At 71.4% G+C, this 24822-nt stretch carries 24 protein-coding genes and 2 tRNA genes; 9 read left to right on the top strand and 17 right to left on the bottom strand.

All coding sequences use genetic code 11. The features are described 5' to 3' along the window. Window positions 1-105 precede the first annotated feature (105 nt). Complete coding sequence (locus ACFZP7_RS23255; RefSeq protein WP_019326978.1) at window positions 106-429, top strand: multidrug efflux SMR transporter; 324 nt, start codon at window positions 106-108, stop codon at window positions 427-429. Window positions 430-436: 7 nt separating this feature from the next. On the opposite strand, the gene ACFZP7_RS23250 is transcribed toward ACFZP7_RS23255, so the two are convergent. Beyond that, window positions 437-1045 carry a TetR/AcrR family transcriptional regulator gene (locus tag ACFZP7_RS23250; protein WP_175461261.1) on the bottom strand — a complete coding sequence of 203 codons (609 nt, stop codon included), beginning with the start codon at window positions 1043-1045 and terminating at the stop codon, window positions 437-439. 158 nt (window positions 1046-1203) lie between these two features. On the opposite strand from ACFZP7_RS23250, the gene hisN reads away from it, so the two are divergent. Both hisN and ACFZP7_RS23240 read left to right on the top strand, forming a co-directional pair. After that, the gene (gene hisN / locus ACFZP7_RS23245; RefSeq protein ID WP_019326980.1) at window positions 1204-2004 is read left to right on the top strand and encodes a histidinol-phosphatase; all 801 of its coding nucleotides are present in this window, start codon (window positions 1204-1206) and stop codon (window positions 2002-2004) included. A gap of 131 nt (window positions 2005-2135) precedes the next feature. After that, the gene (locus tag ACFZP7_RS23240) at window positions 2136-2537 is read left to right on the top strand and encodes a cyclic nucleotide-binding/CBS domain-containing protein (RefSeq protein WP_019326981.1); all 402 of its coding nucleotides are present in this window, start codon (window positions 2136-2138) and stop codon (window positions 2535-2537) included. A 94-nt stretch (window positions 2538-2631) separates the two neighbouring features. Here ACFZP7_RS23240 and ACFZP7_RS23235 read toward each other — a convergent pair whose 3' ends face one another. Then, window positions 2632-4083 (bottom strand): catalase, encoded by a 1452-nt coding sequence (locus ACFZP7_RS23235; protein ID WP_019326982.1) that lies wholly within the window; start codon window positions 4081-4083, stop codon window positions 2632-2634. A gap of 144 nt (window positions 4084-4227) precedes the next feature. Between ACFZP7_RS23235 and ACFZP7_RS23230 the strand changes: the two genes are divergently transcribed. Next, on the top strand, window positions 4228-4644 hold the full coding sequence (locus ACFZP7_RS23230) for a Fur family transcriptional regulator (RefSeq protein WP_029393677.1): 417 nt from the start codon (window positions 4228-4230) through the stop codon (window positions 4642-4644). Between the two features lie 139 nt (window positions 4645-4783). Here the strand turns inward: ACFZP7_RS23230 and ACFZP7_RS23225 are convergent. The 4 genes from ACFZP7_RS23225 to ACFZP7_RS23210 all read right to left on the bottom strand — a co-directional run bounded on the left by ACFZP7_RS23225 (window position 4784) and on the right by ACFZP7_RS23210 (window position 10177). Then, a tRNA-Met gene (locus tag ACFZP7_RS23225) sits at window positions 4784-4857 on the bottom strand. Window positions 4858-4985: 128 nt separating this feature from the next. Then, window positions 4986-6803, bottom strand: coding sequence for a tetratricopeptide repeat protein (locus tag ACFZP7_RS23220; protein ID WP_046251330.1), 1818 nt, complete (start codon window positions 6801-6803; stop codon window positions 4986-4988). A 239-nt stretch (window positions 6804-7042) separates the two neighbouring features. Further along, window positions 7043-7116 (bottom strand) — tRNA-Met (locus tag ACFZP7_RS23215). Between the two features lie 73 nt (window positions 7117-7189). Further along, window positions 7190-10177 (bottom strand): UPF0182 family protein, encoded by a 2988-nt coding sequence (locus ACFZP7_RS23210; RefSeq protein ID WP_164289109.1) that lies wholly within the window; start codon window positions 10175-10177, stop codon window positions 7190-7192. A 164-nt stretch (window positions 10178-10341) separates the two neighbouring features. Here ACFZP7_RS23210 and ACFZP7_RS23205 point away from each other — a divergent pair, with 164 nt between their 5' ends. Next, complete coding sequence (locus tag ACFZP7_RS23205; RefSeq protein WP_019326986.1) at window positions 10342-10884, top strand: PPA1309 family protein; 543 nt, start codon at window positions 10342-10344, stop codon at window positions 10882-10884. 44 nt (window positions 10885-10928) lie between these two features. Here the strand turns inward: ACFZP7_RS23205 and ACFZP7_RS23200 are convergent, their stop codons facing one another. The 4 genes from ACFZP7_RS23200 to ACFZP7_RS23185 form a co-directional block, all read right to left on the bottom strand. After that, the gene (locus ACFZP7_RS23200) at window positions 10929-12023 is read right to left on the bottom strand and encodes a PDZ domain-containing protein (RefSeq protein ID WP_385635512.1); all 1095 of its coding nucleotides are present in this window, start codon (window positions 12021-12023) and stop codon (window positions 10929-10931) included. 50 nt (window positions 12024-12073) lie between these two features. Then, complete coding sequence (locus tag ACFZP7_RS23195) at window positions 12074-12238, bottom strand: hypothetical protein (RefSeq protein WP_019326988.1); 165 nt, start codon at window positions 12236-12238, stop codon at window positions 12074-12076. A gap of 134 nt (window positions 12239-12372) precedes the next feature. Then, entirely contained in the window at window positions 12373-12834 is a 462-nt protein-coding gene (locus ACFZP7_RS23190; protein ID WP_019326989.1) for a molybdenum cofactor biosynthesis protein MoaE, read from the bottom strand. A gap of 220 nt (window positions 12835-13054) precedes the next feature. Then, entirely contained in the window at window positions 13055-14176 is a 1122-nt protein-coding gene (locus ACFZP7_RS23185; RefSeq protein ID WP_019326990.1) for an SDR family oxidoreductase, read from the bottom strand. A gap of 192 nt (window positions 14177-14368) precedes the next feature. Here ACFZP7_RS23185 and ACFZP7_RS23180 point away from each other — a divergent pair, with 192 nt between their 5' ends. Both ACFZP7_RS23180 and ACFZP7_RS23175 read left to right on the top strand, forming a co-directional pair. After that, window positions 14369-15826 (top strand): zinc-dependent metalloprotease, encoded by a 1458-nt coding sequence (locus tag ACFZP7_RS23180; RefSeq protein WP_019326991.1) that lies wholly within the window; start codon window positions 14369-14371, stop codon window positions 15824-15826. Next, a complete protein-coding gene (locus ACFZP7_RS23175; protein ID WP_385635510.1) occupies window positions 15823-16344 on the top strand; it encodes an NUDIX hydrolase in 522 nt (173 codons plus the stop codon). The genes ACFZP7_RS23180 and ACFZP7_RS23175 overlap by 4 nt, the downstream gene beginning before the upstream one ends. Window positions 16345-16461: 117 nt before the next feature. On the opposite strand, the gene ACFZP7_RS23170 is transcribed toward ACFZP7_RS23175, so the two are convergent. The 4 genes from ACFZP7_RS23170 to ACFZP7_RS23155 form a co-directional block, all read right to left on the bottom strand. Next, window positions 16462-17217 carry an AIM24 family protein gene (locus ACFZP7_RS23170; RefSeq protein WP_030974880.1) on the bottom strand — a complete coding sequence of 252 codons (756 nt, stop codon included), beginning with the start codon at window positions 17215-17217 and terminating at the stop codon, window positions 16462-16464. A gap of 17 nt (window positions 17218-17234) precedes the next feature. Further along, window positions 17235-17915, bottom strand: a complete 681-nt coding sequence (locus tag ACFZP7_RS23165) for an AIM24 family protein (RefSeq protein WP_030974882.1) — start codon at window positions 17913-17915, stop codon at window positions 17235-17237. Between the two features lie 13 nt (window positions 17916-17928). Beyond that, window positions 17929-19746 carry a TerD family protein gene (locus ACFZP7_RS23160; protein ID WP_385635508.1) on the bottom strand — a complete coding sequence of 606 codons (1818 nt, stop codon included), beginning with the start codon at window positions 19744-19746 and terminating at the stop codon, window positions 17929-17931. Between the two features lie 195 nt (window positions 19747-19941). Further along, on the bottom strand, window positions 19942-20538 hold the full coding sequence (locus ACFZP7_RS23155; protein WP_136236144.1) for a M48 family metallopeptidase: 597 nt from the start codon (window positions 20536-20538) through the stop codon (window positions 19942-19944). Between the two features lie 240 nt (window positions 20539-20778). On the opposite strand from ACFZP7_RS23155, the gene ACFZP7_RS23150 reads away from it, so the two are divergent. Both ACFZP7_RS23150 and ACFZP7_RS23145 read left to right on the top strand, forming a co-directional pair. After that, the gene (locus ACFZP7_RS23150; protein WP_385635506.1) at window positions 20779-21996 is read left to right on the top strand and encodes a TOMM precursor leader peptide-binding protein; all 1218 of its coding nucleotides are present in this window, start codon (window positions 20779-20781) and stop codon (window positions 21994-21996) included. After that, window positions 21989-23362 carry an ABC1 kinase family protein gene (locus ACFZP7_RS23145; RefSeq protein ID WP_385635504.1) on the top strand — a complete coding sequence of 458 codons (1374 nt, stop codon included), beginning with the start codon at window positions 21989-21991 and terminating at the stop codon, window positions 23360-23362. Before ACFZP7_RS23150 ends, ACFZP7_RS23145 begins: the two co-directional genes overlap by 8 nt. A 106-nt stretch (window positions 23363-23468) precedes the next feature. On the opposite strand, the gene ACFZP7_RS23140 is transcribed toward ACFZP7_RS23145, so the two are convergent. From ACFZP7_RS23140 to ACFZP7_RS23130, 3 genes are all read right to left on the bottom strand, one after another. Beyond that, window positions 23469-23792 carry a hypothetical protein gene (locus ACFZP7_RS23140; protein ID WP_019326999.1) on the bottom strand — a complete coding sequence of 108 codons (324 nt, stop codon included), beginning with the start codon at window positions 23790-23792 and terminating at the stop codon, window positions 23469-23471. Next, window positions 23789-24157, bottom strand: coding sequence for a WhiB family transcriptional regulator (locus ACFZP7_RS23135; protein WP_019327000.1), 369 nt, complete (start codon window positions 24155-24157; stop codon window positions 23789-23791). The genes ACFZP7_RS23140 and ACFZP7_RS23135 overlap by 4 nt, the downstream gene beginning before the upstream one ends. A 173-nt stretch (window positions 24158-24330) precedes the next feature. Next, complete coding sequence (locus ACFZP7_RS23130; RefSeq protein WP_019327001.1) at window positions 24331-24663, bottom strand: hypothetical protein; 333 nt, start codon at window positions 24661-24663, stop codon at window positions 24331-24333. Window positions 24664-24822 lie beyond the last annotated feature (159 nt).

The following is a 24822-nucleotide window of genomic DNA, read 5'->3' as shown; positions in this document are numbered from 1 at the left end:
GTGCCGTGCGGCCGGTAAGTGCATAATCGCACCAAGCCGGATCCAAGCCTGAGCAAAGCCGGACACAGCGGTCACGGTACGACGGGGACAACGGGAGGACATGCCATGGCGTGGCTGCTGGTCATAGTGGCCGGGGTGCTCGAGACCGGATTCGCCGTCTGCCTGAAGCTGTCGCACGGCTTCACCCGGCTGTGGCCCACGATCGCCTTCTGCGTGTTCGCGCTGGGCAGTTTCGGCCTGCTGACCATGTCGCTGAAGAAGCTCGACGTGGGCCCGGCGTACGCGGTGTGGACCGGAATCGGCGCGGCGGGCACCGCCATCTACGGCATGGTCTTCCTCGGCGACCTGGTCTCCACCCTGAAGATCGTCTCGATCAGCCTGGTCATCATCGGCGTGATCGGGCTGCAGCTGTCGGGCTCGGCGCACTGACCTCCCGTCAGGTCGCCGTCCGGCGCGGCAGGACGGTGCGCACGAGTTCCGCCACCCCGCCCTCGCCGGGCGGGGCCGTGACGCAGGACAGGGCCAGGCGCACGGCCAGTTCGCAGGAGCGGGCCAGCTCCCCGGCGTCCGGTGACGCGTCGCCCTCCAGGGCGGCGACGGCACGGTCGCGGACCAGGGCGACGAAGTCGCCGGGTGAGGGCAGCGGACCGTCGGCCCTGCGTTGGGCGGGGACCGGGGAGGAGGAGGCCACCGCCGTGAGGGGCGGCGCGGGCAGGCGCTCGCTCCAGCAGCCGGTGAGCATCGCCCGGACCAGGGCGTTGTCGCGGGCGGCGGAGACGGTCCACTCGGCGGTCGCGGTGAGGCGTTCCCGAGGGGCGCCGGGGGCGTCGCCGAGCGCACGCGCCACGCCGGCCAGATACCCGTCCGCCTCCCTGCGCACGAGCGCCCGGGCGAGGCCGTCCTTGCTCCCGAACTCGTTGTAGAGCGTCTGCCGGGACACCCCGGCCGCCGCCGCCACGTCCACCATCCGCACGGCCGACCAGGGCCGGCGCGCCAACGCCGTACAGGCGGCGTCGAGCAGGGATTCCCGGGCTGCAGGCATCATCGCCTCCTCGGGCCGAGCGACTCGTTGCCCAGATTTGACGGGTACGGGGACCCTGTCAAGGGCCCTCGCACGGCCCTCGGCCGGACAACCTCGCGCCCGCCACGCCCCACCGAGCCCCTGGTGGCCCCGTCCGGCCCGCTCCGGATAGCGTGACCCGCATGGCCGACTACCTCGACGACCTCCGCCTCGCCCACGTCCTCGCGGACGCCGCCGACGCCGCGACGATGGACCGCTTCAAGGCCCTCGACCTCAAGGTCGAGACCAAGCCGGACATGACCCCGGTGAGTGAAGCGGACAAGGCCGCCGAGGAGCTGATCCGCGGTCACCTCGCCCGCGCCCGCCCCCGCGACGCCGTCCTCGGCGAGGAGTACGGCACGGAGGGCACCGGCCCCCGCCGCTGGATCGTCGACCCGATCGACGGCACCAAGAACTACGTCCGCGGCGTCCCGGTCTGGGCCACCCTCATCGCCCTGATGGAGGCCGGGGAGGGCGGTTACCAGCCCGTCGTCGGTCTCGTCTCGGCCCCCGCCCTGGGCCGCCGCTGGTGGGCGGTGAAGGACCACGGCGCGTTCACCGGCCGCAGCCTCACCTCGGCCTCCCGGCTCCAGGTCTCCCAGGTCTCCACGCTCTCCGACGCCTCCTTCGCGTACTCCTCGCTCAGCGGCTGGGAGGAGCAGGGCCGGCTGGACGGCTTCCTGGACCTGACCCGCGAGGTCTGGCGCACCCGGGCGTACGGCGACTTCTGGCCGTACATGATGGTCGCCGAAGGGTCGGTCGACATCTGCGCCGAGCCGGAGCTCTCCCTCTGGGACATGGCCGCGAACGCGATCATCGTCACGGAGGCGGGCGGCACCTTCACCGGCCTCGACGGCCGCCCCGGCCCGCACAGCGGCAACGCCGCCGCGTCGAACGGCCGGCTCCACGACGAGCTGCTCGGGTACCTGAACCAGCGCTACTGAGCCCCCTCGACGCCCCCCGACCGCCCCCTTGTTGACCCGCCCTTTACCTGCCACTCTGAGAGTCCCCCCACTTGTGAACTTGTGAATCCATGAACTAACTCATGGATCACCGGCAGGAGGTGGCTCCACCCATGCTCGTCCGCGAAGCCATGAGCACGGTCGTCCTCACCATCGGCCCGGCCCACACCCTCCGCCAGGCCGCCGCCCTGATGTCCGCGCGCCGCGTCGGCGCGGCGGTGGTCCACGACCCCGACGCCGGCGGCATCGGCATCCTCACCGAACGCGACGTCCTGATCTCCGTGGGCCTCGGCCAGGACCCGGACACCGAGCGCGCCCACGCCCACACCACCACCGACGTCGTGTTCGCCGCGCCGTCCTGGACCGTGGAGGAGGCCGCCCGGGCGATGGCGCACGGCGGCTTCCGCCACCTGATCGTGCTGGACCGCGGCGAGCCGGCCGGCATCGTCTCGGTCCGCGACATCATCCGCTGCTGGGCCCCGGCCCGGGAGAGGGCGCAACAAGTACCCGCCTGAGCCCGGCACCCGGCCCGGGAACGCGAAACGGGCCGGACCCCCGTTCCCGGGGATCCGGCCCGCCGCCACGACAAGCGGTCCAGTGCTGGATGTGTCAGCCGCGCAGGGCCTGGACCGCGGCCTCCAGCCGCTTGCCGAAGTCACCGTCGGCCTGACGGAAGTTGTTGATCGCGCGCTCGATGATGTCCTCGCGCGAGACCTTGGAGATGGCGCCCGCCAGGTTGTCGATCAGGCGGCCCTTCTCCTCGTCCGTCATCAGCCGGTAGAGGTTGCCCGCCTGGACGAAGTCGTTGTCCTCGGCGTGCGACGGGGCCTCGGTCTCACCGGTGACACCGGAGACCGCGACCGGCTGCCACAGCGCGCGGTCCGTCTGGAACGGGCCGCCGAAGCTGTTCGGCTCGTAGTTCTTCGCACCCTTGTGGCGGCCGTCGTAGAGGTAGCCGTCACGGGAGTTGGTGCGCGCCTCGGTGGCGTGCGGACGGTTCACCGGCAGGTGGTCGGCGTTGATGCCGACGCGGTAGCGGTGGGCGTCGCCGTAGGCGAAGAGACGGCCCTGGAGCATCTTGTCCGGGGACGGGCCGATGCCGGGCACGAAGTGCGCCGGGGAGAAGATCGACTGCTCGACCTCGGCGAAGATGTTCTCCGGGTTGCGGTTGAGCTCCAGCTTGCCGAACCAGACGATCGGGTAGTCCGCGTGCGGCCACACCTTGGTCAGGTCGAACGGGTTGAAGCGGTAGGTCGCGGCCTCGGCGACGGGCATGATCTGCACGCCGACGGTCCAGGACGGGTAGTCACCGCGCTCGATGGCCTCGCGCAGGTCGCGCTGGTGCGAGTCGGGGTCCTCACCGGCGAGCTTGTCGGCCTCGGCCTGGGTGAGGCACTTGATGCCCTGGTCCGTCTTGAAGTGGTACTTGACCCAGAAGGCCTCGCCCGCCTCGTTGTTCCACTGGTAGGTGTGCGAACCGAAGCCGTCCATGTGGCGGTACGACGCCGGGATGCCGCGGTCGCCGAACAGCCAGGTCACCTGGTGGGTCGACTCGGGCGACAGGCTCCAGAAGTCCCAGACGTTGTCCATCTCCGTCGAACCCGTGTACGGGTCGCGCTTCTGGGTGTGGATGAAGTCGGGGAACTTGATGGCGTCCTTGATGAAGAACACCGGGGTGTTGTTGCCGACGAGGTCGTAGTTGCCCTCTTCGGTGTAGAACTTCAGCGCGAAGCCGCGCGGGTCGCGGACGGCGTCCGCCGCACCCAGGTTGCCGGCCACGGTCGAGAAGCGAAGGAAGGTCTCCGTCTCCTTGCCGACCTCGGACAGGAACTTCGCCCGGGTGTACTTGGTGACATCGGCGGTGACCGTGAAGGTGCCGTAGGCGCCGGCACCGCGGGCGTGCACGACGCGCTCCGGGATGCGCTCACGGTTGAAGTGGGCCAGCTTCTCCAGGAGGAGCTGGTCCTGGACGAGCACGGGGCCGCCGACGCCCGCGGTCTCGCTGTTCTGGTTGTCGGCTACCGGAGCACCGGCCTCCGTCGTAAGCGGTCCCTGAGTCACGTACGCCTCCTGCGCCAATCCTGCAAAACCTGTCCCTTGGCTAATGCCGTTACCGATCCTACAATGGACATTGTCTAAGTCAAGTAAAGCTCCAAAGTCACACACGTTCGGGACCTGGTCCCCCTTGCTGTTAGGCTGGTGCGTATGAGTGACCTACTGGAACGGCTGCGTGGACGTGGATGGCGCATGACCGCGCAGCGACGCGTGGTGGCCGAGGTCCTCGACGGCGAACACGTCCACCTGACGGCCGACGAGGTGCACGCCCGCGCGGTGGACAAGCTCCCCGAGATCTCCCGGGCGACCGTCTACAACACCCTGGGCGAGCTGGTCACGCTCGGTGAGGTGCTGGAGGTCGCGACGGACAAGCGCGCCAAGCGCTACGACCCGAACGCGCACCGGCCGCACCACCACCTGGTCTGCGCCCAGTGCGGCGCGATCCGTGACGTCCACCCGACGGGCAATCCCCTGGCCGACCTCCCGGACTCGGAGCGCTTCGGCTTCACCGTCTCCGACGTCGAGGTCACCTACCGCGGCACCTGCCCCAACTGCGCGGCGGCGTAAGACCCGCCACACCCGCGCGAAGCCCCGGCCCCCTTGGGTGCCGGGGCTTTTCCGTGGCTTCAACGACTTCGGCGGCCCGTCGGGGGGGCGAACGCGCCGAGGGCCGGAACCCTTTCGGATTCCGGCCCTCGACCATCAGTAGCGGGGACAGGATTTGAACCTGCGACCTCTGGGTTATGAGCCCAGCGAGCTACCGAGCTGCTCCACCCCGCGGCGATGAACGCAACATTACGTCAACCCCACGACCAGAAGCAAATCGCGACAGTCGCACCGCTCAGCCGTGGGCGCCCGGTCGGCCCCGGCACCAGCACAGCCAGGCCGCGCCCGGCTCCCGCGCGGCGTCACGCCGACAACTCCTGCCGCAGCGCGTCCCGCAACCGAGCCGCCCGCTCCCCCACTTCACGCGGCCCCAGCGAGACCGCGAGGTCCGCCCACCGCTGCCCCTCCGCCAGCTCGCCCCGTCGCGCACAGACCAGCGCCAGCCGCAGCGCCGCCCGGCCGTGCCCGGCGTCGGCGGCCCGCCGCCACCACACGACCGCCTCCGGCTCGCTCCCCTCCCGGGCCAGCAGGAGCCCCAGATTGAAGGCACCGTTGCGCGACCCGGCCTCGGCCGCCTCCCGGTACCACCGCGCCGCCTCCACCACGTCGCCCCGCGCCGCGGCCATCATCCCGACCCGCACCTGGGCCCGCCGGTGCCCCTGCGAGGCCGCCCGCTCGTACCACTCCTCGCACTCGGACTTCTCGTGCGCCGGTTCGCCCAGTTCGTGCTCGGGCGCCGGCGGCCGCCGCGCGTCGAGGACCGTCGCCAGCCGGTAGGCGGCCTCGGCACTGCCCCCGCCCGCCGCGCACCGCAGGAACCGTTCGGCCTCGCGCTCGTCGCCGTCGCGCAGGCGCGCCATCCCCACCTGGAGCGCCGCTTCCGTGTGCCCGGCGGAGGCGGCCCGCTCGTACCAGCGCAGCGCCGCCCGCTCCTCGCCGCGCCCGGCGTGCAGGATGCCGAGGTTGAAGGCCGCGTCGACGCTGCCCGCCTCGGCGGCCTTGGAGAACCAGGGTTCGGCCCCGGTCTCGTCCCCGCTCCGCAGCAGCAGGATCGCGAGCGCGTTGGACGCCTCCCGGTGACCCGCGTAGGCGGCCCGCCGGTACCACTGCTCGGCCTGGGTGGTGCGGCCCTGGTCGGCGCAGAGCAGCCCGAGGTTGTACGCCCCGTTGTCGTCGCCGGCGTCCATCGCGGCGCGGTACCAGCGCTCGGCGGTCTGGGTCTCGCCGCGCTCGGCGTGCAGGGCCCCCAGGGCGTTGGCGGCGTTGCCGTCGCCGTCCTGGGCGGCCCGCAGCCACCACACGGCGGCGCTCTCGGTGTCACCGGCGTCCCGCAGCAGGAAGCCGAGCGCGCAGGCGGCACGGGCCTCGCCGTCCTTGGCGGAGGTGAGGTACCAGCGGCCGGCCTCCTTCAGCTCGCCCCGCTTCTCCAGGATCGTCCCGAGGTGCAGCGCGGCTCGCCGGTGGCCGCGCGCGGCGGCCTGGCGGTACCACTGCTCGGCCTCGTCGGCCGCCTCCGTGTCGCCTTCGTCGCGTCCGTCGCGCCTGTGGCCGGCGTTCCGGTCCAGCGTCCTGGCCAGCCGGTACGCGGCCTCCCGGTGCCCGCGTTCGGCGGCGGCCCGCATCCAGCGCCGGGCGCCCGCCTCGTCGCCACGGTGTTCCAGCAGGTCGGCGAGTGCGTAGGCGCCGAGCACATGGCCCTGCTCGGCGGCCTGGCGCAGCCAGTACTCGGCGGCGGGCTCGTCCCCGCGCTCACGGAAGTGCCGCCCGAGCGCGTGCGCGGCCGGCGCGGACCCGGCGACGGCGGCGATCCGCCACCAGCCCGCGGCCTCGTCGGCGTAGCCGCGCTGGTGCAGCAGGACACCCAGGTTGTTGGCCGCGGCCCGGTCGCCGGCGGCGGTGGCGGCACGCAGGTGGGACTCGGCTCCGTCGAAATCGCCGCGGCGCAGCAGCATGGCGCCGAGAACGCTCATCGCCTCGACGTCACCGGCCTCCGCGGCCAGTCGCCTGCGCACCTCCTCGGCGGCCTCGTCGGCGGCTTCCTGAGCCTCGTCCGCGGCCTCATCCTGATCGGACGGCTGCGCAAAACGCCCTGTCTCGAACAGATTTGCCATGTCCCCCATAACGTCCATCGTCGCACCACCTGCAACCTGGGTACATCCGGTATACCGCAGCCAGTGAGGTCACTTCAGCGTTTTGTCGACATGCCCACAGGGAGACAAGTCAAACACAGATCGGCCCAACTACCCCTGGCGGCGCGGCCGTCGGCCCCACCGGCACATGCGTTCGCACATCACGAAGGCCCGGATTCCTTGGGAATCCGGGCCTTCGTGGTCGTTCGCACAAAGCTCACGAACTTCAGTAGCGGGGACAGGATTTGAACCTGCGACCTCTGGGTTATGAGCCCAGCGAGCTACCGAGCTGCTCCACCCCGCGCCGTTGTGTTCACTACCGTATCACGGCGCGGGATGGCCTCTGACCAGCTCTGACGGCTGCTCGGAGCATGCGGTCAGCCGCTGTCCGAGCCTCCGCCGCCGGTATCGCCGCTGGGAGTCGCGCTCGGTGTGGACTCGCCGCCCCCTGCCTTGTCACCGCCCTTGTCGTCGCCGTTCTTGCCGCCGGCGTCCTGATCGGCCTTGGCCTGGGCGGCCTCGGCCCGCTTCAGGGCCTCCTCGAGGTCCTCCTGTGCCTTCGCGTACGCGGCGAGGTCCTTCTGCTCCAGCGCCTTCTGGCCGGCGTCGAAGGCGTCCTGCGCGTCGCTCAGCGCTTCCCGGACCGTCGGGTTGGTGGACGTCGGCGGCGGGTCGGTGGTGCCCTCGCCCTCGTCCGCCGGCGGATCGGTGTCGGCCGCCTGCGCGCCGAAGACCTTGTTGAGGGCTTCGTCGAGCGTGTTCTCGAAGGCCGTGTTGCCGCCGTAGCTCACCAGCACCTTGCGCAGCAGCGGGTACTTGAGGTCGCCACCGCGCACGTAGACCGGTTCCACGTAGAGCAGTCCGCCGTCCAGCGGCACCGTCAGCAGGTTGCCGTACTCGACCTCCGAGTCGCCGCCTCTCAGCAGCCTGATGGACTCGGCGATGTCCTGTTCGGAGTTGAACTGGCTCTGGACCTGTTTGGGGCCGTTGACGGTGGTGCTGGTCGGCAGTTTCAGGATTCTGATCTTGCCGTAGCCCTCCGTCCCCGCCTCGGCGTCGACCGCCATGAACGCGCTGAGGTTGTCGCGTCCGTTGGGCGTGAACGTCGTCGTCAGCGAGAACGCCTGCTGGTCCTGGTCGGGCATCTTCATGCTCAGGTAGTACGGCGGCACCGCGTCGCCCGACTTGTTGGTCGGGTCGTCCGGCACCTGCCACACCTCGCTGCCGCTGAGGAACGTGTTGGCGTCCTTCACGTGGTAGCGGGTGAGCAGCTCGCGCTGGACCTTGAACAGATCCTGCGGATAGCGCAGATGCGCCATCAGCTCGTCGGAGATCTCGTCCTTGTCCTGCACCGTGTTCGGGAACGCCTTCATCCAGGTCTTCAGGACCGGGTCCTCGGTGTCCCACTGGTAGAGCTTGACGTCACCGCTGTACGCGTCGACGGTCGCCTTCACGGAGTTGCGGATGTAGTTGACCTGGTTCTGCTGGGCCACCACCGCCCGCTGGTCGTTGGCCGCGGTCAGCGAGTCGGCCGTGGTGTCGCCGAGCGTCGTGCGCGAGGCGTACGGGTAGCCGTTCGTCGTCGTGTACGCGTCGACGATCCACTGGATACGGCCGTCCACCACCGCCGGGTACGCGTCGCCGTCGATGGTCAGCCACGGGGCGACCGCCTCGACGCGCTCCTTGGGCGTGCGGTTGTAGAGGATCTTCGACCCTTCACCGATCGCGCCGGAGTAGAGGATCTGCGGCTCGCTGAACGCCGCCGCGTACGCCGCGCGGTTGATCGGGTTGGACAGGTCCACCCCGCCGTCACCCGTGTAGCTGAACGTCTTCTCCCCGGAGTCGTCGGAGTAGTCGATCTCCTTCTGGGGGCCGCCGACGATCGAGTACGTGGTGGTCTTCTCGCCGTAGTAGATCCGCTGCTCGTACGTGCCGAGATCGCCCTCGGACGGCAGGTTCGACTCGGTGAAGACCGGGCGTCCCTCGGAGTCCACCTCGGTGCCCTTGGCCGCGACCACGCCGTAGCCGTGGGTGTAGCGGAAGTGGTTGTTGATCCAGTTCTTCTTCGGGATGCCGGCCAGGTTCAGCTCGCGCAGACCGATGACCGTGTCCTGGTCCTTGCCGTCCTTGGAGTAGCGGTCGACGTCCAGGTTGGTCGGGAACGCGTAGTAGTTACGCATCTGCTGGAGCTGCTGGAACGTCGGCGAGATGACGTTCGGGTCCATGATCCGGATGGACGCCGCGTCGTCGGCGTCGTCACGGAGCTTGGTCTTGTCCTTGGTCTCGCTGACGCCCGGGTACTCGCTGACCTGGGTGCCCTCGATGCCGTAGGCCTCGCGGGTCGCCGCCAGGTTCTTCGCGACGTACGGCGCCTCCTTGGCCTGCTCGTTCGGCTGGACCTGGAACTTCTGGACCAGTGCCGGGTACAGGCCGCCGATGAGGATCGCGGAGAGCACCATCAGGCCGAAGCCGATCACCGGCAGCTGCCAGGTGCGACGCCACAGGGTGGCGAAGAAGAGCAGGGCGCAGATGACGGCGATGCAGAAGAGGATCGTCTTGGCCGGCAGGTAGGCGTTGGCGTCGACGTACCTCAGGCCGGTCCAGCTGTCGGTGGCCTTGAAGTCGCTGGACTTCACCGCCAGTCCGTACCGGTCGAGCCAGTAGGCGACCGCCTTGAGGGCGACGAAGACACCGAGGAGCACCGAGAGGTGACCGGTGGCCGCGGCCGTGGCACGGGCGCCCGGGCTGGTGACGCGCAGCCCGCCGTAGAGGTAGTGGGTGAGCGCGGCGGCGATCACGGAGATGATCACGGCGGCGAAGCCGAAGCCGAGCAGGAACCGGTACCAGGGCAGGTCGAAGGCGTAGAAGGCGACGTCCAGCTTGAACTGGGGGTCCTTCTGCCCGAACGAGACGCCGTTGACCCACATCAGCCAGGTCCGCCACTGGCCGGACGCGGAGGCGCCGGCGATGAGGCCGACCAGGGCGGTGATGCCGAGCAGCAGCCACTTCTTGTACGGGGCGATGCCCATCCGGTACCGGTCGAGGTTCTGCTGCTCCATCGACATCGCGCTCAGCGGCGGCCGCAGGCGGTGGGCCAGCCAGATGTTGAACCCGACGGCGAGCGCCATCAGCAGTCCGAAGACGAAGAAGAGCCCGATCTTGGTCCACAGGGTCGTCGTGAACACCGACGAGTAGTGGACCGACCGGTACCAGAGCCAGTCCGTCCAGAAACCCGCGAACATGGTGAACGCCATGCCGAGCACGGCGAGGACACCAAGAGTCATCAGCAGGGTTCGGACACGCCGGGACGGGCGGCCCACTCTGATCCGCGGCCCCGTCGGGGGGCCTCCGCCGCGGTCCGGCATCTGGAAAGCCAAGGTGCGCACCTCGAAGTTCGCTGTTGATCCGTCAGGCCCTCGGGTTCGTGGGCCCCCCGTGCGCCCGCGTGATCGTGGGCCCACACTTATGCAACTTACTCATCGTTTACTCGGTTCCCGATTCGGGCCAGTAACGAGGCAGGATTGTGACCATGTCCAACACCCCCATGGCAGCGAGCCCCCTCACCCGGGCCGTCCTCGAGATCGACGAATACGTATCGGGCCTCGGCTGGGACCAGCCCGCACGCCTCTTTGCACTTGTCGACACCGCGCGGCTGAGGGCCGATCAGCCCTCGCTCGCGGACCGGCTCGGTCTTCAGGACGAGCCGGAGAGCTCCGGCCTGACCCCGATCGAGCAGGACGAGATTCCAACGGACCAGCCGCTCGACGAGTTCCTGGGCACCATCGCCTGGCCGGACGCGGTGGTCGGCTGTGCGCTCGTCGTGGAGCGTCTGATGCTGCCGCCGTCCGCCGAGGCCCAGGTGCCGCAGGGCCTGAACGAGGCCAAGCTGGCGCAGTGGGTGGCGGAGCACCCGGATCGCCAGGAGGTCCGCATGACGGTCGCGGTGCTGCGCGACGGTTCCCGCGACTCCGCGCTGCGCCTGCGGGAGAAGGACTCCACCACCGAGGTCCTCACCGGCTCCGACCTGGTGCCCGGTCTGGCCGAGGCGCTGACGGCGACCTTCGAGGAGTAGGGCTCAGGAGGAGGGCCGGGGGCCGTGCCGGGTTGCCCGGCCGGTCAGCCCTTCGCGCACGTCGGCAGGTCGGCGGTCTTCCCGGAGCGGATGTCCGCGAGCGCGCCGAGGGCGTCGTCGATGGTGTCCACCTTGACCAGGGTGAGCCCGTCGGGGGTGTCCTCGGCCGCGGCCGCGCAGTTGTCCTCGGGCGTCAGGAAGTACTGGGCGCCCTTGTCGCGCGCGCCGATGGTCTTCATCCCGATGCCGCCGATCGGGCCGACCTTGCCGGCGTCGTCGATCGTCCCCGTGCCGGCGACGAACGCGCCGCCGGTGAGGTCGCCCGGCGTGAGCTTGTCGTAGATGCCGAGGGCGAACATCAGACCGGCGCTCGGGCCGCCGACGTCGGCGAGCTTGATGTCGATGGTGAACGGGAAGGTGTGGTCGGTCCCCGCCGAGATGCCCACGACGGCGCGTTCCTCCCCGGCGTCGTCGGAGGTCGCCGTGGTGATCGTGACCTTCTCGGTCTTGGTGGGCGTGCGCCCCTCCTTCTCCGCGGCGGCCTGTTCCTCGGCGGGCACGATCGTGAAGACGACGTCCTGTCCGGGCTTGTGCTCGGTCACCAGCTCGGCGACGTCGGAGGGCTTGCGGACGGTCCTGCCGTCCACGGCCTTGATCACGTCACCGGCGTGCAGCCGGCCCTCGGCCGGGGAGTCCTTGACCACCGTGGAGACGACGACCCAGGACTTCACCGGGATGTCGAGCGCCTTCAGCGCGGCGACCTTGGCGCTCTCCTGGGACTGGCTGAACTCCTCGGCGTTCTCCTGGGTGGCCTCTTCCTCGGTCTTGCCGTCCGGGTAGAGCGTCTCGTGCGGCACCACGCGGTTGTCGTGGGCGAGCCAGCCGTAGACCGCCTCCACGAGGTTCATCTTGTACTCGGCGCTGGTGACCCGGACGGTGGTCATGTTCAGGTGACCGCTCGCCTCGTAGGTCTTGTGCCCGTCGATCTGCAGCACCGGCTCGCCGTCGTGATCGCCGAGGGTGTTCACCGTCGGCCCCGGGGACATCTCCGAGTACGGCACGGGGATGAACACGCCCGCGCACAGGAGCGCGATCAGCATCAGGGTGGACGCGAGCATCGTTGCGGTACGGCGTGGCATGGCACGACAGTACGGGACGCGGCTGTCGGAGCACTGTCAGGGCAGTCCGTTCAGGCGCCGGTGCGGGGCCTCTCCATCGCCTCGCGGAAACGGGCGTACCCGTCCAGTTCGGGGCCGTCGCTGCGGATCTTGCGGGTCCGGTTGGCCCAACTGCCCCACAGCCCCGCGCCGACAGCGGCCACCAGCGGAATCAGCAACCAGGCAAGCGCTGCCATGCCGACCTCCCAACCCCATGAGCGTCCGCTACTGACTGATCAGCAGATTAACCATCCGTCGTGACAACGCTCACGCCGGGGGGCCGGTTACGCAACCGGAGCAAGGGGGGACGACGGCTCCCTCGGCACCCCTCTCAGCAGGCGCCCACCCACTCCTCGGTGCCGTCGGAGAAGGTCTGGTGCTTCCAGATCGGCACCTCGTGCTTCAGGTCGTCGATCAGCTTCCGGCAGGCGTCGAACGCCTCGCCCCGGTGCGGGCAGGACACGGCGACCACCACGGCGAGATCGCCCACCTCCAGATCCCCCACACGGTGGACGGCCGCGAGCGCCCGTACGGGGTACTCCGCGGCGACCTTCTCGGCGATCCGCCGCATCTCGGCCTCGGCGCTGGGGTGACAGGAGTATCCGAGCCGGTCGACGTCGGTGCCCCCGTCGTGATTGCGCACGGTACCCACGAAGAGCGCGGTGCCGCCGGCCGCGTCGTCGCCGACGGCCCGGAAGACCTCGTCGACGGAGAGGGGCGTCTCCCGGATGCCGATCAGCCTGACGGGGTCGGGGGCGGCCAGCTCACCGGGGTGGTCGTTCGTGGTTGCCATGCGCCCATCGTGCCCCACGGCCCGGCGGCGCGGAATAGCGTGATCGCCCGGCACGGGGGCGTACCGCGTTGGAGCCTCCTACAGCGCCACCGGTCCGGACGGACGGCGCGGGCCACGGACGCAGGCAGGGACGGTGGACAGCGGGGGCGGCGGATGACGGGGACGGCGGATGACGGGGACGGCGGAGGCGGCGGATGACGGGGACGGCGGGGCCGTGCCGTCAGATCCGGCGCCGGGCCTTCCGCGCCCGCCGCACCACCGCGGCCGCGCCCAGCAGCGCCACGGTCGCACCGGCGGCTCCGGCGGCCGTCGCGTCCTTGCGCCCGAGGCGGCGCCCGGCGACGGTGTGCCGCCCGGAGACCTCCTCCAGCAGCTCCGCCAGGACCTCCTCGTTGGTGTACTTCGGCCGCCATCCCGCGTCGTGCAGCCGGCTGCCGCTCACCACCCAGGGGTACATCGTGTACGCCAGGTCCCCGGCCGGGGAGGGGGTCAGGCCGATGCGGTGCAGGCGGGCCGCCGCGCCGAGCGCGACCGCCGAGGGCAGCTCCATCCGGCGGATGCCGCTCAGCTCCTCGACCTCCTCCTGCTCCAGCCAGCCGTCGCACCCGACGGCGAGTTCCCCTTCGGCCTTCTCCAGGACGGCGTACTCGAGGGCGCTGCACAGGTCGTCGACGTGGCAGAACTGCCAGGCCGGCCGCGACCCGGCCACGACGAGCAGCCGGGGCGACTCGAAGTACCTGGTCAGGGCGGTGTCCACGCCGCCCACCAGCACGGCGGGCCGGACCACGGTCACGTTGAGGCCGGGGTGGGCGCGCGGCGCGCGCCGCGCCAGCCGCTCGATCTCCAGCAGGTCGCCCACGCCGGTGGCCTCGGCCGTGGCACGCAGCTCGGCGTCCTCGGACAGGGGCAGTTCGTTGTCCGGGAGGGCGCCGTAGACCATGGCGGAGGTGCAGAGCACGACGCGGTGCACGCCGGCCGCCGCGGCGGCGGTCAGGACGGTCTGCGTCCCCCGGACGTTGTAAGCGGTCCGGGCCGCCGCGTCGGTCTCCAGGTCGAGGTCGAGCGCCAGGTGCACGACCACGTCCGCACCGCGCAGTTTCTCGGCGATGGCCGGGTCCCGCACGTCCAGGATCTGCCACCGTGCCGCCGTGCACTCCCCGCGCCGTTCGTCGATGGCCACGACCTGTCTGACCTCGTCGGACGCGGCCAGCCGCTCGGTGAGCAGCGCGCCGATCCCGGACGCGGCGCCGGTGACCGCGACGACGGGTCCCCGCGCGCCGGGGCGGGGGGAACTGGTTGACTGGTTTCGCGCTGCGCGAACCTGCGGATCTGGGGAACTCACCGGGCGTCTCCAGCGGTTGTCTTCAGTACGGACGCGCTCGACGCGTACGTACCAGGTGGCATCCATCCTGCCGCAGGCAGTCAGTCGGCGAAGCACCGAGGCCCGAAGCGCCACGGGTGTCTACGCTGGGTGGTGAAGTCGGGCAGCCGTGCCGCCGGAAAGAACCGGTGGCCTTACCAGCCGAGGAACCCCGTGAGTGACACCCCATTCGGATTCGGCCTTCCGCCGGAGGAGCCGGACGACGGCGACGAGGGCAAGAAGAAGGACCAGCAGAGCGGCGGTGGTCAGGGACCGGCCAACCCGTTCGGATTCGGGCTGCCCGGGGCCGGAGGCCTGGGCGGCCCCGGCGGTCCGGGTGCGGACAACCCTTTCGCCGCCATGTTCGGTTCCATGAACCCCACCGACCTGGGCGCCGCGTTCCAGCAGCTCGGCCAGATGCTCTCCTACGAGGGCGGCCCGGTGAACTGGGACATGGCCAAGCAGATCGCCCGCCAGACGGTCGCCCAGGGCACGCCGGACGGCACCAAGGACGCCAGCGTCGGCCCGGCCGAGCGCAACGCGGTCCAGGAGGCCGTCCGCCTGGCCGACCTGTGGCTGGACGACGCCACGGCCCTCCCCTCGGGCGCGGGCACCGCGGTGGCGTGGAGCCGTGCGGAGTGGGTCGAGGCGACCCTCCCGGCCTGGCGCGAGCTGGTCGACCCGGTCGCCGAGCGCGTGGGCACCGCCATGGGCGATGTGCTGCCCGAGGAGATGCAGGCCATGGCCGGCCCGCTGATCGGCATGATGCGCTCGATGGGCGGCGCCATGTTCGGCACGCAGATCGGGCAGGCCGTCGGCGTCCTCGCCGGCGAGGTCGTCGGCTCGACCGACGTGGGCCTGCCGCTCGGTCCGGCCGGCAAGGCCGCGCTGCTGCCGGCGAACGTCGAGGCGTTCGGCAAGGACCTCGGCGTGCCCCAGGAGGAGGTGCGGCTGTACCTGGCCCTGCGCGAGGCCGCCCACCAGCGCCTCTTCGCGCACGTGCCGTGGCTGCGTTCGCACCTGTTCGGCGCCGTCGACGGCTACGCCCGCGGGATCAAGGTGGACACGGCCAAGCTGGAGGACGTGGTCGGCCAGTTCGACCCGCAGAATCCGGAGCAGCTGCAGGAGGCTCTCCAGCAGGGCATGTTCCAGCCGGAGGACACCCCGGAGCAGAAGGCCGCCCTGGCCCGTCTGGAGACGGCTCTGGCGCTCGTCGAGGGCTGGGTGGACGCGGTGGTGCACACCGCCGCCAAGCCGCGCCTGTCCTCCGCCGACGCGCTGCGCGAGACCCTGCGCCGCCGTCGCGCCTCGGGCGGCCCGGCCGAGCAGACCTTCGCCACGCTGATCGGCCTGGAGCTGCGCCCGCGCCGCCTGCGCGACGCCTCGCGTCTGTGGGCGTCGCTGACGGACGCGCGCGGTGTCGACGGCCGCGACGGCCTGTGGGCCCACCCGGACATGCTGCCGACCGCGACCGACCTGGACGATCCGGACGGTTTCGTCCACCGCGAGCAGCTCGACTTCTCCGAGCTGGACAAGATGCTCGGCGAGGCGGCGGGCAAGCCCGACCTGAAGAAGAGGGACGAGAAGAAGGGCCCGGACGAGGCCGAGGGCAAGGGCGACGACGGCGAGTGAGCCTCCACGACGACGCGGTCCTGGTCCTGAAGGGGTACGAGGGCCAGGACGAGCTGCGCCAGATCTACCTGGACCACCTGGCGACGCACCCGGACGGCATGTGGAAGGCGTGCGGGGACGGGCACATCACGGCGAGCGCCCTGGTGATCGACCCGTCGCGCGAGCGGGTCCTGCTGACGCTCCACAAGAAGCTCCGCATGTGGCTGCAGATGGGCGGCCACTGCGAGCCCGCCGACGAGACGCTGGCGCATGCCGCCCTGCGCGAGGGCACGGAGGAGTCCGGCATCGCCGGGCTGACCCTGCTCCCCGGCGGTCCGGTGCGGCTGGACCGCCACCACACGCCGTGCGCCTGGCATCTGGACGTCCAGTACGCCGTCCTCGCGCCGGACGGGGCCGTGGAGGCGATCAGCGACGAGTCCCTGGACCTGCGCTGGTTCGCGTACGACGAGGTGCGGTCCGTGGCGGACGACTCGGTCGTACGCCTGCTGGAGGCCACGCGCGCGAGGCTCGCGACCTGAAACCGAGGGTGGGACCGCGCCCCGGAAGGGGCGCGGGGAACTGCGCGACGAGCCACGGACCACCCGCAGCCGAAAGCGTCCCGCAGCCCCCGCTGCCCGGCCCCACCCGCGGAGCGCTCAGCTCCAGACGTTGCCCTGGTTCTGACCGCGGGCCCCCTGCTGGCCCATGCCGTACTGGGCGGCGACGCCCGAGCCGATCTGCGCGTTCTGCGGCGGCAGCAGCTCGCTGGGCTGCACCAGCGCGAAGCCGCTGCCCATGAAGCTGAGCTCCCAGCCCTCCCCGGTGCTGCCCCGGCGCCGCCACACCCCCGAGGAGTGCGTCTGGGCCTGCATCTGCACGCGCAGGCCGGTGGACCAGGCGACGATCGCGTCGGCGTCGCAGTTGACGTACTTGTCGGGCGTCACCTGCATCAGCAGCGGGGAGCCCGAGGTCATCAGGGCGACCTTGCCGCGCCCGGTGATGTTGAGCTGGTACTTCCCCGAGCCGGAGATGCCGTACAGGCTGTCGACGGCGATGACCTCGTGGTGCAGGGAGGAGTCCATGGCCAGCACGTAGCTGCTGTCGACGGTCAGACCGTCCTGGTCGACGTCCATCACGTGCACGCACTGGGCGAGGTTGGCGAAGAAGACCGTGCCCTGCCCGTGGCAGCGCATCAGGTCCAGGCCCTCACCGGTGTGCGCCCGCGCGCTCGACTGGTTGCCGCTCTGGTACTCGGCGTCGAACTCGACGAGCCCCTGGTAGGCGACCATCGTCCCCTTGCGGGCGAGCACGTCGTCGTGGCCCGTCAGGGCGACGCGGAGCATGTGCTTGCTCTGCAGACTCCAGGCTTCCTGGGTCTGCTGGTCGTTGTAGGCGAAAAGCGGGCTCTGCATGGTGTTCTGGCTCCCCCTCAGCCCCGGACCCGGAGGCGGTCGGTGCTGTCCTCGCTGGGCTGGACGACGACGATGCCCTGACCGGAGAAGGCCATCTGGTAGGCCTCGCCGCTGCCGCGGCCGATCAGTGACTGCGCCTTGAAGCTGCGCTTGCCCTTCACCTTCAGGTTCGGGGACCAGGCGACGAGCGCGTCGGGGTCGACGTACGTCTCGTCCTCGCCGCCGCCGCAGTCGACGACGATCGGCTTGCCCCGGGAGGTGAGGGCGACCCAGCCCTGCCCGGAGATCTTCGTGTTCCACAGGCCCTGACCGGCGAACTTCGCCAGGCCCTTGACCCGCTCCACGCCCCAGGTGAGGTGGGCGTCGAAGGCGAGCAGATTGGTGGCGTTGACGGAGATCCCGTCGCCGTTGAGGTTGATGACGACAACGTTCGCGCCGTAGTCGGCGAGGTAGAGCAGGCCGTCGCCGGAGCACTTCATCAGGGGCGCGCCCTCGCCGGTCATCCAGTCCTTGGCGATCTGGCGGACGGCCGGCGGGTTGGGCTCGTACTGGACGAAACCTTCGTAGGCGACCATCGAGCCCACACGCGCGAGGAGGTCGTTGCCGGTCTGCATGGCGACCTTCAGCATGTGGTTGCCGTGGTTCTCCATGCGGGCGGTGACGGGTGCGGGAGCGTAGCCCGCGAGCGGCTGGTTCATGTCGGGCTCTCCCTCAGATCTCGTACGGCTGGACGATGACGAAGTTGCCGGGCGCGGCCCGGAACTGCAGGTTGACGCTCTCGCCGGTGTCGCCGGCGTAGGAGTTGCGGCGCATCCGCACCTGGCTGGAGACGACCACCTGGGCGGCGGCCGACCAGGCGACCACGGCGTTGCAGTCGGCGAAGGTGGTGGGCGTGACCGGCAGCACCACGGGCACACCGTGGGTCTTGACGACGATGGTGCCGGTGCCCTGGAACTGCATGGTGAACAGCGCGCCACCGGGGATGCCGTGCCCCTCGATGCGACGGACCTCGTACTGGAGGCTCTCGTCGAAGGCGAGGACGTTCTCGGCGGAGACGCAGATGGCGTCGCCCTGCAGCTCGATGGGGTGCAGCATCGCGGAGTTCTCCGCGAGGAAGACCTGGCCCTTGCCGGTGCAGCGCATGAGCTGCATCTCCTGGCCGGTGGCGTTGCCCACGACCCGGCCGGCGAATCCGGCGCCCTTGTAGCTGAAGTCGACCTTGCCCTGGTAGAGCACCATGCTGCCCTGGCGGGCGAGCACGGGCTGGCCGTCGGCGCCGAGGTCGACGCGGACCAGCTTCTTGTTCTGCTGGGTCCAGCGCTGGCCGGTGGCCGTCTCACGGAACTGCTGGAGCGCGGCCGTCACACCGGCGCCCTGCGGCGCCTGCTGGGGCACGCCCTGGGGGGCCGCGCCCGGGGGCATGCCCGGGAGCGCCGCTGCCGGGGGCATGCCCTGCGGGGCGCCGTAGGGCGCCTGCTGGCCGTAGCCGGGGGGCGGGGTGGGCTGGCCGTAGCCCGGGGGCGGGGTGGGCTGGCCGTAGCCGGGCGGCGGAGCCGGGGTCTGCGGCGGCTGAGGGGCATGGGGCTGGTGAGGGGCGTGGGGCGCCTGGGGCTGGCCGTAGCCGGGGGGCGGGGGCGGCGGGGCGGTCTGGCCGGGCACCTGGCCGAACGGCGGCTGCTGGCCCTGCCCGCCGAACGGCGCGGGCGCGGGGGCCGGGGGCGGCACCGGGGAACCGCCGGGCGGCGTGTTCATGGGCGCCACGACCGTCTGCGCGGCGTGGACGTCGGGGGCGGGAGCCGGGGCGGGCTGTGGCGGAGTGGCGCCGGCCGGTGGGGCGAAGCCCTGCTGGGCGGGCTGCGGTGCGGGAGCCGGGGCCGGCGTGGGCGCGGGCGCGGCGGGAGCGCCGAACGCGGGCGGCGCGGCGGCCTGGGCGGGCGGTGCGAAGCCCGGCACGGCACCGGCCTGCGGCTGCTGCGCCTGCTGCGGCGCGGGGGCCTCGTCCTCGGCCACCTCGCCGCCGAAGTTCCTCAGCAGCGCGTCCAGCCCGCCGTCGAAGCCCTGCCCGACGGCGGCGAACCGCCACACGTCCTTCAGATAGAAGTCGCCCAGCATCACGGCGCGCTCGGTGGAGAACTCCGCACCGCTGAACGGATACCGGGCCACCTCCTCGCCGCCCGCGACGATCCGGATGTACCCGGTCGCGACCTGCGACATCTGCCCCGCGCCGTCGATCGTCGCCGTGAAGGACAGCTTCTGGATCTGCGGCGGGATCTTGTCGAGGGTGACCCGGAACGACTCCGTGTCGCCCGCCTGCGCACCCAGGAGCTGGATGGACTCCTCGGGGGTCTTCGGCTGATTGAAGAACACGAAGTACCGGTCGTCCGACAACCGCTCGTCGGCGTCGAGACCGAAGCAGCTGATGTCGAAGCTCAGTCCGGGGCCCGAGATCTGCACGCCTACGTACAGATCCGTGCCCGCCGTGAGGTCACTGATCCTGGCCTTGTGGCCGCGTTGGAATTCCCTGGCCATGCGTTACGACCGTCCCCCATCCGAAATACGAGTGCGTCGCGCCAGGCTAACGGCTATCCCGGAGGCCGGAAGAGGTCGGTACAGACCCGGTACAGAACCCGTGCGCGGTCGTGGCGTACCCACGCCGGGGTGTGCTCGGCCCCGCTTCGAGGGCACGCTCGGGGGCCCGCGGCGGGAACGCGGTCGGGGCGGTCCCTACTCGCCGCGGGCGCCGGGCACGTGCGGCAGCCGGTCGGCGGCGACCACGCCCTCCAGGTATCCCCGGGCCCGCTCGGTCCTCGGATACGCCTCCAGCAGCCGCCAGAAGCGGGGCCCGTGGCCGGGCACGAGCAGGTGCGCCAGTTCGTGCAGGAGCACGTAGTCGACGACGTACTCGGGCATGCCCTGGAGGCGGTGCGAGAGCCGGATGCTTCCCTCGGAGGGGGTGCAGGAGCCCCAGCGCGTGTTCTGGTTCGTGACCCAGCGGACCGACCGGGGCCGGGCCCGGCCCTCGAAGTACTGGTCGGACAGGCGCCGCGCGCGCTCGGCGAGCTCGGCGTCGCCCAGGACGCGCTTGCTCTCCTGGGCGGCCAGCTTGTCCAGCATGACGCCCACCCAGCGTCGCTCCTCCGCCTCGGACATCCGGGCGGGGATCAGCACGACGGTGCGATCGCCCTCTCGGTACGCGGAGACCGTCCGGCGTCGCCGGGTGCTCCTGCGGACCTCGATCGCGCTCGCCGCCGAGCCGTGCGGCGGCGGATTCGTGGGGGTGCGCTGGGACGCCCCGGCGCGGTGCAGTGGGTCGGCGGACACGCCACGACGTTACCCGCTGCACACGGCGAAGTCCCGGCTCCGGGACGCTTCGGCCCCGATCCGCCGCCCCTCGCCGGACAGGTACGGATGATTTGTACGACGAATCTCACGGGCTGTGGACAACTTTCGACGCCTCGTCGCGCATCCGGGCATGCTGGCACTCGCCGGCGGATCCGCGACCGACCACGCGGACCGGCCCGGGCAGAGTTCGACGACCGGAAGACCCACGGGGGGCCTGGCATGCATCCGATGGTGAAACCCGCGCTCAGGCGCGGCTGGCGTGACCTCAACACCGTGCAGTTCGGGATGACGCCCGCGCACGCGCTGACCCTCGGCCCGGTGGACACCGCGACGGGCAGCTTCCTGGACCTGCTCAACGGCACCCGCGGGCCGGCTCTCCTGCGCCAGGAGGGACGCCGCATGGACCTGCCCGACGGCCATGTCGACCGGGTGGTGGAGGGACTCGCCCGTGCCGGGCTCCTGGACGACGCCAGGGGCGGCGGTCCGGAGGCCGACGCCCTGCGGGAGAAGACCGGTCTGCTCGACCGGCTCCGCCCCGACCTGGCCACCCTGTCCTTGACCACCTCGGCGCCGGGAGAGGCGATGCGACACCTGGCCGCCCGGCGCGCGCTGCGGGTCCGGGTGAAGGGCGCGGGGCGGGTGGGCGCGGTGCTGGCGGGTCTGCTGTCGGGCGCGGGCGTCGGCGGGGTCGACGTGCTCGACGGCGGATGCGTCGAGCCGTGGGACGTCGCCCCGGGCGGTCTCCCGGTCGAGTCCGTCGGGGACCGCCGGGACGAGGCGGCCCGCCGTGTCGTCCGCAGAGCGGCGCCCTCCCGGCCGCCGCGCCGCGGTCCCTCGACACCGCCCGAGGAACACGACCCGGGGTACCACCTGGTGATCGTCGCCCCGCGCGACGACGTCGCGGTGCACGCCCCCGACCCCGCCGCCGCGGAGTGTTTGATGGCCTCCGGCACACCTCACCTGTACGCCGGGGTCGTCGAAGCGACCGGTGTCGTCGGTCCCCTGGTCCTGCCCGGCGAGACGGGGTGCGCGGGATGTCTTCAGGCGGACCGTACCGACCGGGACCCGGCCTGGCCGCGGCTGGTGGCGCAGTGGCGCTCCGGCGCCCGCCGCCAGGTCCCGCCGCCCTGCGACCTGACCCTGGCCACGACGGTCGCCGGGCTGGCCGCGGCCCACGCCCTCGCCTTTCTGGACGGCCGGACCCCCTCCGCCGTCGGCACCCGCTGGGAGGTGACGCTGCCGGATCTGCGGTGGCGGACACGCCCGGTCGCGGCGCACCCCGCCTGCCCCTGCGAGGCCGCCGGAAAAGGTAAGCGGGAACACACCCCCGAGTACGGGGAGCGGCGCGCGACAATGGCTGGGCAAGGGCCGTCCGCGGAGGTCCGCCGCGAGGCGGAACCCGCTCGGCCGGCAGGGACTTGGAGGGCGCATGTCTGATCTTCCGCGCAAGGCGGTCACCCGCACCGCCAAGCTCGCCGCGCTCCCGCTCGGCTTCGCCGGGCGGGCTACCTGGGGGCTCGGAAAGCGAATCGTGGGCGAGTCCGCGGAGATCGTCGGCCAGCAGCTGCAGCAGCGGACCGCCGAGCAGCTGTTCAAGGTGCTCGGCGAGCTGAAGGGCGGAGCGATGAAGTTCGGGCAGGCCCTGTCCGTCTTCGAGTCCGCGCTGCCCGAGGAGGTGGCGGGTCCCTACCGGGCGGCCCTGACCAAGCTGCAGGAGGCGGCGCCGCCCATGCCGACGCGCACGGTGCACGCCGTTCTCGCGGAGCGGCTCGGCGAGGACTGGCAGGACCTGTTCCTGGAGTTCGAGGACAAGCCGGCCGCGGCGGCGTCCATCGGCCAGGTGCACCGGGCGGTGTGGCAGGACGGCCGCGATGTGGCGGTCAAGGTGCAGTACCCGGGCGCCGGCGAAGCCCTGCTCTCCGACCTGAACCAGCTCAGCCGCTTCGCCCGCCTGCTCGGCCCGCTGGTCCCCGGCATGGACGTCAAGCCGCTGATCACCGAGCTGAAGGACCGGGTCTCCGAGGAGCTGGACTACGGCCTGGAGGCGCAGGCCCAGCGCGCCCACGCCGAGGAGTTCGCGGACGACCCGGACATCGTGGTGCCGGGCGTGGTCCACCAGTGCGAGCAGGTACTGGTCACCGAGTGGATGGACGGCGTGCCGCTGTCGGAGATCATCGCGGACGGCACACCGCGGCAGCGCGACCGGGCCGGTCAGCTGCTGGCGCACTTCCTCTTCTCCGGCCCGGCCCGCACCGGCCTGCTGCACGCCGATCCGCACCCCGGCAACTTCCGGCTGCTGCCCGGCGGCCCGGACGGCGAGGACGACTGGCGCCTCGGCGTGCTGGACTTCGGCACGGTCGACCGGCTCCCGGGCGGTCTGCCGGAGCCCATCGGGCAGGCGCTGCGCATGACGCTGGACGGCGAGGCGGAGGCCGTCTACGAGATGCTGTGCTCCGAGGGGTTCGTCAAGGAGTCGATAGAGCTGGACCCCGACGCCGTCCTCGACTACCTCCTACCGATCATCGAGCCGGCCCGGGTGGACGAGTTCACCTTCACCCGCGGCTGGATGCGGAGTCAGGCGGCCCGGATCGGTGACCCGCGCTCCCCGGCGTACCAGCTGGCCAAGCAGCTCAATCTGCCGCCCGCGTATCTCCTCATCCACCGTGTGACCTTGAGCACCATCGGCGTGCTCTGCCAGCTGGGGGCGACGGTGCGTCTCCGTGACGAGCTGGAGGACTGGCTGGTGGGCTTCCTGCCCGAGGACGACGAGGCGGAGGAAGAGGACACGGCGGCCGAGGCGTGAGCGACCGGGCCTGAACGCGCCGCGGGGGCCGGTCCGTTCGGACGGACCGGCCCCCGCGGGGAAGGCTTCGCCTCCCGGGCGGGAGACCACTGCTTCGAGTGTTCGGTTACTGCATGACGGCCATGGCGAGCGCCCGCCGGGCACGCATCGAGGCGCGCTCGGCCCGGCGCTGCATCCGGCGAGCGGTCGCCAGGCGCAGCGCCCGGCGTTCCCGCTCGGCCTCGTGCAGCCGGTCGTGCATTTGCGCACGAGCCAGGGCTTCTGGGATGAGTTGCATCTCACGGTTCCTGTTCTGACGCGAGTCCTTCGCGCCGCTGGTGGTGAAGTCTTCAGGCGCGGAGCCTGCGATGTCGTGGGCGGACGGCTTCATCGGGGCCTGCTTCTGGGGGTCGTACGTGAGGGGACGGTCGATCGTGCCGGCGGTGTTCATGCCGAAACCGGGTTCTTGCGCGGGCGGCCACGGGGCCGCTTCCGGGCGACGACGACACCCTGGACGAACAGCTCTCCGCCCCAGACGCCCCAGGGCTCACGCCGCTCCTTGGCGCCGGCGAGGCAGGCCTCGATCAGCGGGCAGGTGCGGCACAGGGACTTGGCGTACTCGACGTCCGCCGGCGACTCCGCGAAGAAGACCTCCGGGTCGTAGGAGCGGCAGGGAACGGGTACACCGAGGTTCTCGATGGCGTCGTCGAGCGCGGTGAGCGCGGTGAGCGGGGTCAAGGTCGGGTCCTCCGTGGAGCAGGGCTTGGGGATCGTGTCGGAAGGCGGTACGGACGGGGCGTGCGCTTCGAGTTGCACGGTTGGTCTTCCTCGTCTGGTCGTTCCGGCCGGTCGGCCGGTTGGCGGCTTGGTACCGGGTTCTTTTCTTGTCCCGAGGCTCCTTCGTGCTGTCGTCCCCGTTCGGGGACAAACAGAAGGGCCGCGGATCCCGGATGGGGTTCCGCGGCCCTGAAGGCGCCGGCCTGATCGAATCAGGCTGGATCACTCCAGGGTTCTGGCCCACGGAAGGCCCACATCAGGTGGTGCTGCGTCGTCTGCTTCCGGAATCCGGCACCGGTCGCCGTAAAGGCATAGGCCTGCGCCTGTGCCACTACTGCTGCTTCCAGTGCCTTGGTCGGTCGCTCATCGCGCTCACGGACAGGGAGGCCCGCGGGGGCGACGGAGGCGGACGCCGGGAGCACGGCACGGATGCCGGACAGACCGGTGCCCGGGTTCGAGGCGCCGAGCATGCACAGGGAGACGGCCGAGCGATCGGTCATTTTGGCGGTGGAGCTGACGATGGAGCTGAAGTTGATGCTGATCACTGGACTCGCCTCCTCTCGGCGTCTAGGGGACCGGGCGAACCGGTCCGCGGATATGCAAGTACAACACGGATTCGGGGCCTCCGGGAAGGCCGCCGTCCCCGTGACCAAGAACCTATGGGGATTCCCGGGGCATGCGCAAACTATTTTTTCGACGAGTTC

This window comes from Streptomyces sp. SudanB5_2050 (genome assembly GCF_964272335.1).
GTDB lineage: Bacteria > Actinomycetota > Actinomycetes > Streptomycetales > Streptomycetaceae > Streptomyces > Streptomyces rochei.
The sequence above is the reverse complement of the archived record's forward strand: the minus strand, read 5'-3'. Positions and strand labels throughout refer to the sequence as shown.

Coding starts and splice junctions, on each gene's coding strand:
- ACFZP7_RS23190 (WP_019326989.1), bottom strand. CDS start 12,834: ATGGCAACCACGAACGACCACCCCGGTGAGCTGGCCGCCCCCGACCCC.
- ACFZP7_RS23205 (WP_019326986.1), top strand. CDS start 10,342: ATGTCCAACACCCCCATGGCAGCGAGCCCCCTCACCCGGGCCGTCCTC.
- hisN (WP_019326980.1), top strand. CDS start 1,204: ATGGCCGACTACCTCGACGACCTCCGCCTCGCCCACGTCCTCGCGGAC.
- ACFZP7_RS23255 (WP_019326978.1), top strand. CDS start 106: ATGGCGTGGCTGCTGGTCATAGTGGCCGGGGTGCTCGAGACCGGATTC.
- ACFZP7_RS23240 (WP_019326981.1), top strand. CDS start 2,136: ATGCTCGTCCGCGAAGCCATGAGCACGGTCGTCCTCACCATCGGCCCG.
- ACFZP7_RS23230 (WP_029393677.1), top strand. CDS start 4,228: ATGAGTGACCTACTGGAACGGCTGCGTGGACGTGGATGGCGCATGACC.
- ACFZP7_RS23145 (WP_385635504.1), top strand. CDS start 21,989: ATGTCTGATCTTCCGCGCAAGGCGGTCACCCGCACCGCCAAGCTCGCC.
- ACFZP7_RS23150 (WP_385635506.1), top strand. CDS start 20,779: ATGCATCCGATGGTGAAACCCGCGCTCAGGCGCGGCTGGCGTGACCTC.
- ACFZP7_RS23200 (WP_385635512.1), bottom strand. CDS start 12,023: ATGCCACGCCGTACCGCAACGATGCTCGCGTCCACCCTGATGCTGATC.
- ACFZP7_RS23220 (WP_046251330.1), bottom strand. CDS start 6,803: ATGGGGGACATGGCAAATCTGTTCGAGACAGGGCGTTTTGCGCAGCCG.
- ACFZP7_RS23250 (WP_175461261.1), bottom strand. CDS start 1,045: ATGATGCCTGCAGCCCGGGAATCCCTGCTCGACGCCGCCTGTACGGCG.
- ACFZP7_RS23160 (WP_385635508.1), bottom strand. CDS start 19,746: ATGGCCAGGGAATTCCAACGCGGCCACAAGGCCAGGATCAGTGACCTC.
- ACFZP7_RS23165 (WP_030974882.1), bottom strand. CDS start 17,915: ATGAACCAGCCGCTCGCGGGCTACGCTCCCGCACCCGTCACCGCCCGC.
- ACFZP7_RS23170 (WP_030974880.1), bottom strand. CDS start 17,217: ATGCAGAGCCCGCTTTTCGCCTACAACGACCAGCAGACCCAGGAAGCC.
- ACFZP7_RS23210 (WP_164289109.1), bottom strand. CDS start 10,177: ATGCCGGACCGCGGCGGAGGCCCCCCGACGGGGCCGCGGATCAGAGTG.
- ACFZP7_RS23195 (WP_019326988.1), bottom strand. CDS start 12,238: ATGGCAGCGCTTGCCTGGTTGCTGATTCCGCTGGTGGCCGCTGTCGGC.
- ACFZP7_RS23140 (WP_019326999.1), bottom strand. CDS start 23,792: ATGAACACCGCCGGCACGATCGACCGTCCCCTCACGTACGACCCCCAG.